This window comes from Pseudomonas sp. B1-22, from assembly GCF_050474425.1.
In the GTDB taxonomy this organism is placed as follows: domain Bacteria; phylum Pseudomonadota; class Gammaproteobacteria; order Pseudomonadales; family Pseudomonadaceae; genus Pseudomonas.
In genome coordinates, this window is sequence record NZ_JBCHVH010000002.1 from 259,760 (window position 1) to 274,304 (window position 14,545).

General features: G+C 63.9%; 13 protein-coding genes. All 13 read right to left on the bottom strand.

Annotated features, from left to right (window positions below; all coding sequences use genetic code 11):
• Positions 1-15 precede the first annotated feature (15 nt).
• The 13 genes from ACQ5BL_RS08095 to flgB all read right to left on the bottom strand — a co-directional run bounded on the left by ACQ5BL_RS08095 (position 16) and on the right by flgB (position 13,802).
• A complete protein-coding gene (locus ACQ5BL_RS08095; protein ID WP_207888423.1) occupies positions 16-378 on the bottom strand; it encodes a flagellar protein FlaG in 363 nt (120 codons plus the stop codon).
• A 78-nt stretch (positions 379-456) separates the two neighbouring features.
• The gene (locus ACQ5BL_RS08100; RefSeq protein ID WP_207888424.1) at positions 457-1,950 is read right to left on the bottom strand and encodes a flagellin; all 1,494 of its coding nucleotides are present in this window, start codon (positions 1,948-1,950) and stop codon (positions 457-459) included.
• A gap of 285 nt (positions 1,951-2,235) precedes the next feature.
• Positions 2,236-3,537: a flagellar hook-associated protein FlgL gene (flgL, locus tag ACQ5BL_RS08105; RefSeq protein ID WP_207888425.1), complete on the bottom strand. Its 1,302-nt coding sequence runs from the start codon at positions 3,535-3,537 to the stop codon at positions 2,236-2,238.
• A gap of 15 nt (positions 3,538-3,552) precedes the next feature.
• Positions 3,553-5,580 (bottom strand): flagellar hook-associated protein FlgK, encoded by a 2,028-nt coding sequence (gene flgK / locus ACQ5BL_RS08110; RefSeq protein ID WP_243809306.1) that lies wholly within the window; start codon positions 5,578-5,580, stop codon positions 3,553-3,555.
• Between the two features lie 12 nt (positions 5,581-5,592).
• A complete protein-coding gene (gene flgJ / locus ACQ5BL_RS08115) occupies positions 5,593-6,792 on the bottom strand; it encodes a flagellar assembly peptidoglycan hydrolase FlgJ (RefSeq protein ID WP_430293081.1) in 1,200 nt (399 codons plus the stop codon).
• Between the two features lie 10 nt (positions 6,793-6,802).
• Positions 6,803-7,948, bottom strand: a complete 1,146-nt coding sequence (locus tag ACQ5BL_RS08120) for a flagellar basal body P-ring protein FlgI (RefSeq protein ID WP_243809302.1) — start codon at positions 7,946-7,948, stop codon at positions 6,803-6,805.
• Between the two features lie 10 nt (positions 7,949-7,958).
• Complete coding sequence (flgH, locus tag ACQ5BL_RS08125; RefSeq protein ID WP_243809301.1) at positions 7,959-8,651, bottom strand: flagellar basal body L-ring protein FlgH; 693 nt, start codon at positions 8,649-8,651, stop codon at positions 7,959-7,961.
• Between the two features lie 63 nt (positions 8,652-8,714).
• On the bottom strand, positions 8,715-9,500 hold the full coding sequence (gene flgG / locus ACQ5BL_RS08130; RefSeq protein WP_207888429.1) for a flagellar basal-body rod protein FlgG: 786 nt from the start codon (positions 9,498-9,500) through the stop codon (positions 8,715-8,717).
• Between the two features lie 46 nt (positions 9,501-9,546).
• Positions 9,547-10,296, bottom strand: coding sequence for a flagellar basal body rod protein FlgF (locus tag ACQ5BL_RS08135; RefSeq protein ID WP_207888430.1), 750 nt, complete (start codon positions 10,294-10,296; stop codon positions 9,547-9,549).
• 359 nt (positions 10,297-10,655) lie between these two features.
• Complete coding sequence (locus tag ACQ5BL_RS08140; protein WP_207888431.1) at positions 10,656-12,164, bottom strand: flagellar hook protein FlgE; 1,509 nt, start codon at positions 12,162-12,164, stop codon at positions 10,656-10,658.
• A 69-nt stretch (positions 12,165-12,233) separates the two neighbouring features.
• A complete protein-coding gene (gene flgD / locus ACQ5BL_RS08145; protein ID WP_207888432.1) occupies positions 12,234-12,932 on the bottom strand; it encodes a flagellar hook assembly protein FlgD in 699 nt (232 codons plus the stop codon).
• Between the two features lie 16 nt (positions 12,933-12,948).
• Positions 12,949-13,389: a flagellar basal body rod protein FlgC gene (gene flgC / locus ACQ5BL_RS08150; protein ID WP_207888433.1), complete on the bottom strand. Its 441-nt coding sequence runs from the start codon at positions 13,387-13,389 to the stop codon at positions 12,949-12,951.
• Between the two features lie 5 nt (positions 13,390-13,394).
• The gene (gene flgB, locus ACQ5BL_RS08155; RefSeq protein ID WP_243809300.1) at positions 13,395-13,802 is read right to left on the bottom strand and encodes a flagellar basal body rod protein FlgB; all 408 of its coding nucleotides are present in this window, start codon (positions 13,800-13,802) and stop codon (positions 13,395-13,397) included.
• Between the last annotated feature and the right edge of the window lie 743 nt (positions 13,803-14,545).

A 14,545-nucleotide genomic window follows, 5' to 3' on the forward strand; every position in this document is an offset into this window, starting at 1 on the left:
CCTGGCACAAGCGTGTCAGGCGCGGGTTTCGAACATCAGGCTGCGCATGTCGTCGAGCTGGGCGGCAAGTTTCAGCACTTCCTCGGAAGGAATTTGCCGCACCACCTTGCCAGACTCGCCGTCGATCACCTTCACCACCACATCGCCGGTGGATTCGTCGATGCTGAAGTTCAGGTCTCGGCGCGACGCCTGGACAAACTTCTGGATATCGGCCACGGCCGAATCCAGTTGGCCACGCATGGCGTCGGCACTGCCCGTGCGCTCGCCCGGCTGACTCTGCCCTTCCCCGCGCGCGCTCACTTGAGGATCGTTACCGACGGCGCGGTTCGCTGCGGTCATGCCGGCCACACTCAGGGTAGCAACGTTTCCGACGTCCATTCTTCTCACCTCGCGAATGCCAAAAAGGAGGAAGGGTTGCCCCTTCCTCCTGTCTTCACATCAGCCGTTGGCCGGGGCTTACCGGAGCAGGCTGAGGACCGACTGCGGCAGCTGGTTGGCTTGAGCCAGGATCGCGGTACCAGCCTGTTGCAGCACCTGGTTCTTCGACAGGTTCGCGGTTTCCGCGGCGAAGTCGGTGTCCTTGATGCGGCTGCGGGCGGAGGTGGCGTTTTCCGCGATGTTGGTCAGGTTGCTGATGGTGTTGTCGAAGCGGTTCTGCACCGCACCGAGGTCGGCACGCTGGCTGTCGATCGACTCCAGGGCGGCATCGATCACGGCGATGGCGGCCTGGGCGCCGTTCTGCGAGCTGATGTCGACCGAAGAGATGGCTTTCAGGGTCGAGGTTTCAGTGCCGGCAGTACCGGTAACAGTGGTGCCAGTTGCAGTTACCGAGAACGAACCCGAGCTGGAGGTACGTACTACGCCGACCACGTTGGCATCTGCCGTAGCAGCAGCGCCTTCAGTCAGGGTTACAGCTGCACCGACAGCATTGTTGTCATAATCCAGAGCCTTCAGACTTGCGGTCTGGTTACCAGCACCGTTGCCTGCAAAACCGGTGATCTTGATGTCATCGCCGGCTTCGTTGGTCAGACGCAGTTTACCGGAGGAGTCCGCAACGGCCACGATGCCAGTGCTGCCGCTGACCGAGTTGATCTTGTCGGCAAAGTCGGCGAAGTCGGTGGTCGAGGTCGCAGTAGCGGTAATGGCCACCGCGGTACCGTTCGAACCCTGCAGGTTGAAGGAGTAGGTACCTGCTGCGGAGAGACCGGAGATCTCTACACCAGTACGGGCATCAGCGGTCACGCCGGTTTTACCGGTTTGTGCGTTGATGCTTTGCGCAATGTTCTTGGCCGAATCGTTGGCAGCAACGGTAGCGCTGGCGCTGCCCCGGGAGCCAGTGATGGCCAGGGTATCCGCACCCACAGCGTTGACTGCACCGGCAGCCAGAGACACGGTGCCGACACCACCAGCAGCTGCGCCGGTGAAATCGTTGTAGTTCATGCCCAGGGAGTTGGCCGAGGCCGACTTCAGGGTCACGTTGATGGTTTCGTTGGCGTTGGAGCCGACCTGGAAGGAGCTGGTGCCGAAGGAACCGTCGAGCAGCTTGCGGCCACCGAAGGTGGTGGTGTCGGAGATACGGCTCAGTTCCGATTGCAGCTGGCCCACTTCCTTCTGCAGGGAGGCGCGGTCGGTCTCGCTGTTGCTGCCGTTGGCCGATTGCAGGGACAGGTCACGCATGCGCTGCAGGATGTTGGTGGACTGCTGCAGGGCGCCTTCAGCGGTCTGCGCCAGGGAGATGCCGTCGTTGGCGTTGCGCACGGCAACGTTCAGGCCGCTGATCTGGTTGGACAGACGGTTGGAGATCTGCAGACCGGCGGCGTCGTCCTTGGCGCTGTTGATGCGGCTACCGGTGGACAGGCGCTGCAGCGAAGTACCCAGGGCGTTGGAAGAAGACGACAGGTTGCGCTGAGTGTTCAGGGAAGAAATGTTCGTGTTGACTGTCAGGGCCATGGTGAGTTCCTCCAAAGAACCTTGTGGTCGGGTGCCTGATGTTGCGACCCCTGGGTCTGTTTGCTCAGGCTCCCCAAGAATTCGCATTCGTAAACTGTATCGGCGCTGATCCAGTGAGCTTTAGCGAAATTTCCGCAGATTTTTTTCGGCTTTTGAATCAGTCACTTGCAGATGCTTGCCGCCAGAGGCAGGCGTAGAAGCGAGAAGATTTCTGCGTACAAACTGTGTCGACAAAAAAGCCCACGGCTTTAGGCGCGTGGGCTTTTTTTGACTCCCGCCGGGCGATCAGTTGAGGTAGTTGAACAGGCTCAGCCCGCTGATCTTCACGTAGCTCTGCTGCGCCGCCTGCAGCACGGTTGACTGCATCGAGAGACGCGACAGCGCCTCGGCGTAGTCCAGGTCCTGCAGATCGGAGATGACCCCAGTGTTCACTAGCTTGACGTCATCGATGAAGGTCTCGGTGGAGTCGATCACATTGAGCCGCGCGCCGATCTTGCCCTGCCCGGTCAGCACCTGGCCGTTCGCCGTGTCGAGATTGCTGATTGCCACCGCCGTCGCATCGCGTATCGCGTAGGTGTCGGCCTGGGTGTCGCCCGCACTCTGCAATGCCTTGCGCAGGTCGGAGACGACGTTGAGCAGGCTGCGTTTTTCCGCGGACGGATCGCGGTTGATGGAGAAGCTGTCGCCACCCTTCACCTGGCCATCCAGCTGCACCTTCACCCCGCCGTAACGGATAAAGTCGTTGGTCGCGGGGTTGTCATCAAGGGTGCCCGCCGACTTGGTCGGAAAGGACGGCGCCGCCGGGTCGGTGGTGGTCCAGTCATAGCCGGCGGGAATGTCCTTGAGGTCGTAGACGACGTAGTTCTTGTCATCGAGGAAGTGGATGCCGACGCCATCGGTGGCCGCTGGTGGCGTGCTCGATGGGAAGGTCGCGTCGTAGGCCTGCTTGTCTTCCACCAGACCTGCGGAAATCCTCCCGCTGCCGGTATTGCCCGCCGCCGCACCGGTGATCACACGGTTGGCGTTGGTGACATCCTCGAACAGCGCCTTGCCGCTGTCGCTGATCGGCAGCGTGGTGCTGCTGGCGATCTGCACCTGGCGCTGGCTCTCGTCGCCCTGGTAGGTGAAGGTGCCGTCCGGATTGCGCACGTAGGGCTGGGTGTCACCCTGGGAGCCGGAGAACAGGTACTTGCCGCTGGCGTCCTTGCTGTTGAGCAGGTTCAGCAGCTCGTCCTCGCGCTGCGACAGCTCGGTGGCAAGGGAGGCACGGTCGGTATGGTCCAGTGCGCCGTTGCCGGCCTGCACGGCGATCTCACGGACGCGCTGGAGGATATTGCCCACCGAGTTGAGGATCGCGTCCTCCGAGGTGAGATTGTTCTTCGCCGCCGTGATGTTGCTCTTGTACTGGTCGTTGAGCGACTGCTCCTGGCTCAGTTGCAACAGCCGCACCGAGGCCACCGGGTCGTCCGCCGGGGTGAGGATGCGCTTGCCGGTGCTGATCTGTTCCTGGGTGCGGGTGACGTTGCCGTAGTTCTTCTGCAGGCCGCCGACCGAGTTGTTGTAGGCCTGGATGGTGGAGATACGCATGGTCAACTTCCTCTATCAGCGGAACGCGCCGATCAGCGTGTCGAACAGGGAACGGGCGACCTGGATCACCTGGGCCGACGCACTGTAGTACTGCTGGAACTGGATGAGGTTGGCCGCCTCTTCGTCGAGGTTCACGCCCGACAGCGAGTCGCGGTTGTCCTGCGCCTGTTTGAGCACGGTGGCGCTGGCGTCGGCGTTGTTGCGCACCTGCGCGGTCAGGGTGCCGATGCGCTCCACCAGGCCGCCGTAGGAGTCGTTGAAGCTGGCGCCGGTGCTGCCGGTGCCGCCCACAGTGGGTTTGCTCTGCAGGCCGGAGAGCGCCAGGGCGTTGCTGTTGTCGGAGATGCCCTTGGTGTTCATGCCCAGGGTGAAGCTGTCGCCGGCCTGAGGCACGCCGCTCAGGGTGAATTCGTAGCTGTAGCTGTTGCCGCTGCCCGGATCGGTGTAGTCCAGGCGCACCGTGTTGGTCTGCCCCGAGGTCAGGCCTGTGGTCGAGGGCGACACGTAGCTCAGGGTCGCACCCGCCGGCAGCGTGCCGGTCAGGGTATTGGTGGTGGAATCGAAGCTCAGGCTGAGGCCGTTGGCGCCGAACAGGTTCTGCAATTCGCTGGTTACTACCGGCGACGGGCCGCTGGTGAGCCTGGGCTGGCCAATGGAACCGGTGCCACGGTTGTTGGTGGTGGCTTCGCTGCGGGCGGTGCCGGCGAAGGCCAGCTGGTCGCCCTTGGTCAGCGCCGTATTGATGTCCGACGCACCACGGCGGGTGGGTTGCAGGGTGAAGCCATCGCCGGCCGGCGGCAGGCTGTTCATGGTCACCTGGAAGCCCTGGTCGCCCCCACTGCCGTCGGCGAAGCTCAGGGTGTAGGGACCGCTGCCGCTCACCGTGACGTTGATCGGCGCATTGTCGGACAGGCGCCGCGCCGTGAAGTTGGTGCCGTCGTACTCCAGGCGGTAGTCGCTGACGCCGAGCTTGCTGGTGTCGGTGATGTTCAGGCTGGGGCTGACGGTGCCGGTGTTGCCGGACTGGGCGATGACCCGCAGCGCGGTGATGCTGGGGTCGTTGATGTCGCCGAACAGCCGGCTGCCGGCATTGCCGGAGAGGTCCAGGCCCTGGCCGAGCTGCTTGTTGACGGCGTCGGCGAAGGTGACGGCGATCTGCCCGAGCTTGTTGTACGAGGCGTCCAGCGCGGTATCGCGATACGCCAGCAGGCCGCCCATCTGGCCGCCGGAAACCTGGCTGCTGATGGTCTGGATGGCGCTGCCGCTGACCAGTTGCACCTGGAAGCGGGTCGGGTCGTCCGTGCCCGGCACCACCTGCAACGCCGACGTGGTGGTGCCCACCACCAGCGGCTGGCCGGTGCCGATGAACAGGTTGACGCTGCTGTCGTCCTGCGGCACGGCCTGTACGCCGATCAGCTCGGAGAGTTTGCGGATGGTCTCTTCGCGCGCATCGATCAGGTCGTTGGGCTGGCCGCCGGCGGCCTTGGCCTTGGCGATGGCGTCGTTGTAGCTGGCGACGCTGGTCGCCAGGGAATTGACCTGGTTGGCCAGCGAGCCGAGCTGCTGGTTGATCAGGCTGTTCTGCTTGTCGAGCTGGTCGTACAGGGTGTTGAAGGACTTCGATACGCCCTGCGCCTCCGCCAGCAGCGCCTCGCGGCCCTCGGTGGCGGACGGGTTGGCGGCGGCGGTCTGCAGCGCGGCGAAGAACTTCTGCAACGCCGGGCTGATGCCGGTGGTGGTGTCCGAGAGCAAGGCATCGAGCTGCTCGATCTGCCCCTGGAAGGCACTCAGCTCATTGGTCTGGCTGGTGGCGCTGCGCACCTGGGTGAACAGAAAGTCGCTGGCCAGCCGGCGCACGTCGACCACCTGGCTGCCCGAGCCGATGTAGCCGGCCCCGGTGTACTGCGGGATGCCGCTCTGCTGCACCGATTGCTGGCGGGAATAGCCGGGCGTGTTGACGTTGGTGATGTTGTGGCCGGTCACCGTCAACGAGGTCTGGCTCGAACGCAGGCCCGACAGGCCAATGGACAGTAGATCGCTCATAACTCTTGGTCCTTATCCCAGGGGCGGGGTGTCCGCCGCGGCAACCGCCTGGTACACCTGCATCTGCTTGGCGATCTGCGCGACCTTGCGGGCGTAGTTCGGATCGGTGGCATAGCCGGCGCGCTGCAGTTCCTTCATGAATTGCTCGGGGCGCCCGGTGGAATCCAGCGCGTCCGAATAGCGGTCGTTGTTCTGCAGGAAGCTCACGTAGTCGTTGAAGCTCTGCTCGAAGGAGTCGTAGGAGCGGAACGCCGCGACTTCCTTCACTTTCTTGCCGTTCACGTATTCGCTGGTCACCGCCCGCGCGGAGTCGCCGTCCCAGCTGGAACCGGACTTGATGCCGAACAGGTTGTGGCTGCTGGAACCGTCCTGGTCGCGGATGATGGATTTGCCCCAGCCGGTTTCCAGCGCGGCCTGGGCCACCAGGTAGCGCGCATCGACGCCGATGCGCTGGGCGGCTTTCTGCGCCATGGGCAGCATGGTGGCGACGAATTCGTCTGCCGAACCGAAGGCCGACTTGCCCGGCGCCAGCGGCGGCTGGGCGTAGCGACGGCCGCTGACGTCCTGGGCGCCGGCGGCGGCATCGATGGCGTCCACGGCATTGGCGTAGGACTTGGCGGTCTGCCAGTCGTTGCCGGCCAGCGGCTTGCCCTGCTCTTCGGAGGTCGCCGCGCCCGGCACGATACCGGCCATCACGCGGTCGGCCAGCTTGCCCGGCAGGGACAGGCGACGAGCATTGAGCATCTTCGAGTCATCACGGCCTTCCGCCGGCTGCGGCAAGGGCTTGCCACTGGCGTTGACGCCGGTTGTGGACGGCCAGGCGGAGGTCTGGCCGACCTTGGCGAAGGGGTTCGCCGCGCCCGTGCGCTTGCCGCTGTTCATGTGCGACAGCTGGCGGGTCAGCACGTCTGACAGGCCAATGCCATGCCCTTTGGTGGACAGGCTGACGGCCAGCTGCTGGTCGTACATTTCCTGGTACTGCTTGGTGGTCTGGGTGTTCATGAAGTTGCCTTCGGCGAGCACGTCGTTGGCCGAGCGCATCGACTTGAGCATTTCGTTCATGAACAGCGATTCGAATTCCTGGGCGACCTTGCGGATGTTGGCTTCGCTGTCGCGCCCGGCGCCGTTCTTCAGCTGTGCCAGGCGGTTGAGGTCGGTGTAGGCCCCGGAGTTGGTGCCCGAGGCACCGGCGGAAAACAGTTTGGCATCCAAGGCGGCGTCCTCAGATCACGATCAGGTCGGCTTGCAGCGCGCCGGCCTGTTTCAGGGCTTCGAGGATCGCCATCAGGTCGCTGGGCGCGGCGCCCACCTGGTTAACGGCGCGGACGATTTCATCCAGGGTGGTGCCGGGGCCGAACTTGAACATCGGCTTGGCTTCCTGGTTGGCGCTCACGTTCGACTTCGGCACCACGGCGGTCTGACCGTTGGAGAACGGGCCGGGCTGGCTGACGATGGGGTCTTCGGTGATGGTCACGGTGAGGCTGCCGTGGGTCACGGCGGCCGGCGACACACGCACGTTCTGGCCGATCACGATGGTGCCGGTGCGCGAGTTGATGATGACCTTGGCCACTGCCTCGCCCGACTGCACGTCGAGGTTTTCCAGCACCGACATGTAGTCCACGCGCTGGTTCGGATCCAGCGGCGCGCTGACCCGTACCGAACCGCCATCGATGGCCTGGGCAACGCCCGGGCCGAGCAGTTCGTTGATGCGGTCGACGATGTGCTTGGCGGTGGTGAAGTCCGGGCGGTTGAGGTTCAGGGTCAGGCTGTTGCCCTGGTCGAAGCCGCTCGGCACCGAGCGCTCCACGGTGGCACCGGCGGGGATGCGGCCGGCCGACGGTACGTTGACGGTGATCTTCGAGCCGTCGCGGCCTTCGGCGTCGAAGCCGCCGACCACCAGGTTGCCCTGGGCCACGGCGTAGGTCTGGCCGTCGATGCCCTTGAGCTGGGTCATCAGCAGGCTGCCGCCGCGCAGGCTCTTGGCGTTGCCGATGGAGGACACGGTGATGTCGATGGTCTGGCCCGGCTTGGCGAAGGCCGGCAGGTCGGCATGCACGGACACCGCGGCGACGTTCTTCAGCTGCACGTTGCCGACGTTGGCCGGCACCTTGATGCCGAACTGCGCCAGCATGTTGTTGAAGGTCTGCAGGGTGAAGGGCGTCTGGGTGGTCTGGTCGCCGCTGCCATCCAGGCCCACGACCAGGCCGTAGCCGATCAGCTGGTTGTTGCGCACACCCTGGATGGTTGCGATGTCCTTGAGGCGCTCAGCCTGGGCAGCCGGAATCACCAGCAACGCACAAAGCACCGCCAGAGCGTAGGAGCGGACTCCGTCCGCGATCGCTATCCACGTTTTTCCAGAGGCAATCATGCTCACCACCTCAGAACGGGAACAGCGGGCTGAGGAAGAAGCGATCGAACCAGCCCGGCTGGCTCGCATCGGCGAACGCACCGGTGCCCGAGTAGGTGATGCGCGCATCGGCCACGCGGGTGGAGGGCACGGTGTTGTCGGTGGCGATGTCGTCGGCGCGGATCAGCCCGGCGATGCGCACCAGCTCGTTGCCGGTGTTCAGGGTCATCCACTTCTCGCCGCGCACGGCAAGGATGCCGTTGGGCATGACGTCGGCCACGGTGACGGTCACCGAACCGGTCAGGCTGTTGCTCTGCCCTGCCTGGCTGTCGCCCTTGGCATCGCGGGAGCCGCCGTACTCGGCGCTCAGGCTCAGCTCGCCGCCACCGATGGGGTTGTCGGTGGTCAGGCCGCTGCCGAGCATCGAGGTCAGGCCCATCTTGGTCTTGCTGTCCTTGGAGATGTCCGAGTTGGCTTTCTTGCTGGCCTGGGTCTTCTCGTTGAGGGTGATGGTGATGATGTCACCGACACGGAAGGCCTTGCGGTCGCCGTAGAGGTTGTTGTCGAAACCGCTCTGGTAGATCGAACCGTTGTTCTGCGCGGCGGGCACCGGGGTGCGCGGCAGCACGGGGGCGTAATAGGGGTCGTCCGGTTTCGGCGGAGGACTGACGCACCCGGCCAGCGCGGCGATGGCCAGCAGCGGAAGAAGGTGGGAACGGTTCATTTACAGCTACCTCTCGGGGAGAGCGACTACGGTTTCACCAGAGCCCGGAGGCTCCGTCATTCACTAAAGGTTCTGGGTGACGAACGACAGCATCTGGTCAGCGGTGGAGATGACCTTGGAGTTCATCTCGTAGGCGCGCTGGGTGGTGATCATGTTCACCAGTTCCTCGACCACGTTGACGTTGGAGTTTTCCAGGGTGTTCTGCTGCACGGTGCCCAGGCCGTTGAGGCCCGGCGTGCCGACCTGCGGCGCGCCGCTGGCGCCGGTTTCCAGGAACAGGTTGCCGCCAATGGCCTCGAGGCCGGCCGGGTTGACGAAGTCAGCGGTCTGGATGTTGCCGATGATCTGCGGTTGCGGGTTGCCCGGGGTCGTCACCGAGACGGTGCCGTCCTGGCCGACGGTGAAGGTCTGGGTCTCGTTCGGCACGACCACGGCCGGCTCCAGCGCGTAACCGTTGGCGGTGACGATCTGGCCGTCGGAGTTCAGGTGGAAGCTGCCGTCACGGGTGTAGCCGACGGTGCCGTCGGGCATCAGGACCTGGAAGAAGCCGCGACCGTTGACCGCCATGTCCAGCGGCTGGTCGGTGGTCTGCAGGCTGCCTTCGCTGAAGTTCTTCTGAGTGCCGACGATGCGCACACCGGTGCCCAGCTGCAGGCCCGAAGGCAGCTCGCTGTCCTGGGTGGAGTTGGCGCCGGGCTGGCGTTTGATCTGGTACAGCAGGTCCTGGAACTCCGCGCGGTCGCGCTTGAAGCCCGTGGTCGAAACGTTCGCCAGGTTGTTGGAAATGGTGGTCAGGTTCATGTCCTGGGCCGAAAGACCCGTCTTGCTGACCCACAGTGCCGAAAGCATCGTCGTTCTCCTCGGGCGCCGGATTCATGGCGCCTCGATCAGGTGATTAGCTGAATTGCAAAACCCGCGCCATGGCTGCCGAATCGTCCTCGGCGGTGCGCATCATCTTTACGTGGAGCTCGAACTGGCGGGACAGCGAGAGGATCGAAGTCATCTCCTCCACCGCGTTGACGTTGCTCGCTTCGAGGAAGCCGGATTCGAGCCTGGCGCTGGCATCGGGCTGCGGTGCCGGCTTGCCCGGCTCCTGCTTGATGCGCACCAGGCCGTCGAGGCCCTTCTCCAGCTTCTTCGGGTCCGGGGTGACCAGCTTGATGCGGTCGACCTCGGCCACCACGCTGGGGCTATCGCCCAGGCCGCGGATGCTGATGGTGCCGTCTTCGCCGATGTCGATCTTTTCCTCCGGCGGCACGGCAATCGGCCCGCCATTGCCGATCACCGGCAAACCGTCGCCGGTGCGCAGCTGGCCGAGGGCATCGATTTCCAGGCTGCCGGTGCGCACGTAGGCTTCGCCGCCATCGGGCGCCTGCACGGCGATCCATGCATCGCCCTTGGCGGCGACGTCGAGGTCGCGGCCGGTTGCCTGCAGGCTGCCGGGGGTGAAGTCGGTGGCCGGACGCTCGGTCATGGCATAGACCCGCGCCGGGAAACTGTCGCCGAACACCTGCATCGAGCGTGCTTGCTCGAAGTCACGGCGGAAGCCGTTGGTGGAGATGTTTGCCAGGTTGTTGGCGTGAGCGCGCATGGCCAGGGTGTTCTGGCTCGCTCCGCTCATCGAGACGTACAGCATCTTGTCCATCGAATCCTCCAGACCCGCGGCGATTGCCGGTCGCGGGCGTCATGGAGGCTATTCAGCAAGGGGCGTGCCAGAACTGAACTTCTAGATTAAGCCTTTGATTTAAAAGGGCTAACAAAAAGAAAAAGCTCCCGAAGGAGCCTTTCGAAGCCGGTGGCGGCGAGTGTCTGCCGCCACCGGCAAGAGAGATTTGCCGCTTCCACGACGCCTTATATGAAGGAGCCTGGACGCAGGGCGTATAACGCTCCGCGTTATACGCCGATCAGCCTTGACGCCAATCCGCTCCGAGTTCGAACCGGGCAGCGGCGACGAGCAAGGTGCAACGGCGTACAACCGCGAACGGTTGTACGCCCTACGGACGGTTACCGCAGGTTGATGATGGTCTGGGTAACCGCATCCTCGGTCTGGATGGTCTTGGCGTTGGCCTGGTAGTTGCGCTGGGCGACGATCAGGTCCACCAGCTCGCTGGACAGGTCGACGTTGGACGCTTCCAGCGCGCCGGACTGCAAGGCGCCGAGGGTGCCCGAACGCGGAGTGCCGACCACCGGCTCGCCGGACTGCGAGGACTGTACCCAGGAGGTTTTGCCGATCGGCGTCAGGCCCTGGACGTTGGCGAAGTTCGCCAGCACCACCTGCCCCTGAATCTTGGACTGGCCGTTGGTGTAGCGGGCGAAGATGTTGCCCTGGTCGTCGATTTCCAGGCCCGAGAGCTGGCCGGTGGTGTAGCCGTCCTGGTTGACGCTGTTCACCGCGAAGGCGGTGGCGTACTGGGTGGAGCTGCGGATGTCCAGGTTGATGCCACCCGAATTCGCGGTGGCGCCGTTGGCGCTCCAGGTCGGCGGCGTCTTGCCGTCGGAGATTGCCGGCACCCAGTTGCTCAGGACCAGAGTACCGTCGCCGCTGGGGTTCGGGACGAAGCCGTCTCCGGTGAGGTTGCTCACCGGGGTCTGGGTCTGCAACTGCCCTGCCGCGCTGAAGGTCAGGTTGACCTGGTACGGGCTGGTACCCATGCCATTGACGGCAGCCAACACGCTGGCCGGGGTCGCGCCGGCCGCAGCGGCGGCGGCAGCGGCTGCCGCCTTGGCGGCGGGCGTTGCCGTGGATGCCGCCACCGCGTTGGAGACATCCGCAGCCGTCGCCCCGGCAACACCGGCCGCCGTGGTCGCGGCGCTGATGGCCGTGGTGTCATCGGTCGGATTGGCCGGGTTGCGGCCGTCCACCAGCACGTTCATGGTCCAGTCGTTGGGACCGGTCTTGGTGAAGTACTGGGTCAGCACGTGGGCGTTGCCCTGGCTGTCATAGATGTTCACCGAGGTCGACGAGTTGTAGGTCGTCGGATCGCTGGCGTTGAACGGGGTGACCGTCGGCGTGGTGTTGGTGGAGTTCAGGTTGAAGGTCTGGTCGACCTGGCTGGTGGCCTTCGGCGCCTGGTTGCTGGTTTCGATGTGCAGGTCGCCAACCACGCCGTTCTGCAGCTGGCCCTGGGCATTCACCGCATAACCCTGCAGGCGGTAACCGTTGTTGTCGACCACGTAGCCGTTCTTGTCGGTGCCGAAGTAGCCCGCGCGGGTGTAGCTGACCGCACCGTTGTTGCTGGTGACGAAGAAGCCGTTGCCGTTGATGGCCATGTCCAGCGCGTTCTGCGTCGAGTCGATGGTGCCCTGGTTGAACAGCTGCGAGACGTTGGACAGCCGCACGCCGCTGCCGACCGGGTTGCTGCCGGAACCCAGCACGGACGCCGCATACACATCGGAGAACTCCGAGCGCGACTGCTTGAAGCCGACGGTGCTGGCGTTGGCGATGTTGTTGCCGGTGGTATTCAGGTCACTGGAGGCGGCATTGATACCGCTGAGCCCGATATTGAAAGACATCTGTTATCTCCTTGTCGGTATCGCCGACTCGAATCTGTTCAGTCGGGCCCAGGGCCCGCCAGCGGCGCTTTACTGGCCGATGATCTGGACCTTGGAAAGGCCGATGCTGCCCAGCCCGGCGAGGTTCAGCGTCAGCTCGCCGCCGTTCTGCCCGAGGGTCACGCTGTCGACGTTGGCCGGCAGGAAGGTGGTCAGGGCGTAGGTCTTGCCTTCGTAGTTGGTCTGCGCCTCGAACTTGTAGCGCCCCGGCGGCGCGAGATTGCCGCTCGAATCCTTGCCGTCCCACATGAAGCTGACGTTGCCGGCCGCCTGCTGGCCCATCTCGACACGGTTCACCAGGGCGCCCTTGTCGTCATAGACGTTGACCCAGCTGTTGGCGGTGGAAATCGGCATCGTGTAGGTGCCCTTGAAGGTCTCGGAGGTATCGACCATCGACTTGTCGGTCGGCACGATGACCTTGCGCCCCACCAGGGACGAGGCTTGCAGCGCCTGGGACGACTGGTAGTTGGAGAGCATGCTGTCCATGCTGCTGTTCAGCGACTGGATGCCTTCCACGGTGCTGAACTGCGCCAGCTGGGCAATGAACTCGCCGTTCTGCTGGGGCGACATCGGGTCCTGGTTGTTCATCTGCGCCACCAGCAGCTTGAGGAACTCATCCTTGCCGAGCTTGCTATTGCCGCCCGCGGAGCCGCTGCTGCTGTCCTTGTTGATCGCATACTGGTCCAGAACCGAGCTGGAGCCGTTGATGCTGCTGTTGTCGATGCTCATCGTGCTTCCTCAGCGCTTACTGACCCAGGGTCAGGACCTTCTGCATCATCTGCTTGGCGGTGTTCATCATTTCCGCGTTGGTCTGGAACGCACGGCTGGCGGAGATCATGTCGGCCATCTCCTCCACCACGTTGACGTTCGGGTAGTACACGTAGCCGTCCTTGTCGGCGGCCGGGTGGTTGGGCTCGTAACGCGGCATCAGCGAGCTCTTGTCCTCGATCACGCCCAGCACCTGCACGCCCGAGCCGGACTGGTCGGTGTCGGCGAACAGCGAACCCTGGTCGCCCTGGGCCTGCTGGAACATGGTGGCGAACACCGGGTGACGCGCGCGGTAGGTCTTGTCGACGCTGGAGGAGACGGTCTCGGCGTTGGCGATGTTCGAGGCGGTGGTGTTCAGACGGGTGCTCTGGGCACTCATGCCGGTACCGGCGATGTTGAAGACACTGGCAAGCGACATGGCGATTACTCCCCGCGCAGGGCGTTCATCAGCCCTTTGAACTTGTTGTTGAGGAAGGTGAACGAAGCCTGGAACTGCACGGAGTTCTCCGCGTAGTTGGACTGTTCGATCTGCTCATCCACGGTGTTCTGGTCCATCGAGGGCTGGAACGGCGTGCGGTACTTCAGCGCATCCTCGCCCATGCTGAAACCGCCAGCGGCGATGTGATGCGCATTGGTACGGGTGGCATTGAAGGTGCCGTTCTTCATCTTGTCGGACTGGGCCGCAAGCACCGAGGCGAAATCCAGGTCGCGCGCCTTGTAGTTCGGCGTGTCGGCGTTGGCCAGGTTGTTGGCCAGGACTTCAGCGCGCTGGGAGCGGAAGCTCAGTGCTTGCTGGTGGATGCCGAGGGCTTTGTCGAAGCTGATGCTCATGATCGCGAACCTGTTTGCCGGTGTGGGCCTGCCAACACTTCAGCAAGGTGCGTGCCAGATTTATATATCCTTTAAAATCAATGACTTGATCATATATCGGGAGCGGCAATGGGCGGCAAACAGCGGCAAGCGGCAACCGGTTTCCTTGCCGCCGGGGAGAAAGCGGCAAGCTTGCCGCCATCCTCCATCATTGCCGCTCGCGGTCGCTTTTCGTAGGAGCGGACTTCGTCCGCGATGCAATTCTCTTCGTAGGGCGCATAACGCCTTTGGCGTTATCCGCCGTCTTGTTAGGAGTTACTGCGCCGCTTCGGCGTGTGCTGAGAGATTTTGTTTCGCCCCCTCGGGCGAGTTACTTTCTCAAACGACAGAAAGTAACCAAAGGTCTTTGCCCCATCATCCGGGTCCCGCTTCGCGGGACTGATTCGCTTCGCTCACCCTGCGGGCCAGCCTTCGGCTGTTACTACGCTTCGCTTCGTTTCCCTCGCTCCATCGAAGTTTCAGGGGCCCGCCGCGAAGGGGCGCTCGGAGTGTGCAGATATTTCTCTGGAAGTCCTCAAGAGCCAAAGCTAAAGCCAGAGCGGAGGGGCTCCCGTAGGAGCGGGCCATGCCCGCGAAATCCCTCGCGGATGGATTCCTCTCCTACCGGAAAACACTAATGCTGAGCGCCCGCGTAGGAGCGGACTCTGTCCGCGATGCTCTTGTAGGGCGAATAACGCGCAGCGTTATCCGCCGTGATGGGTATC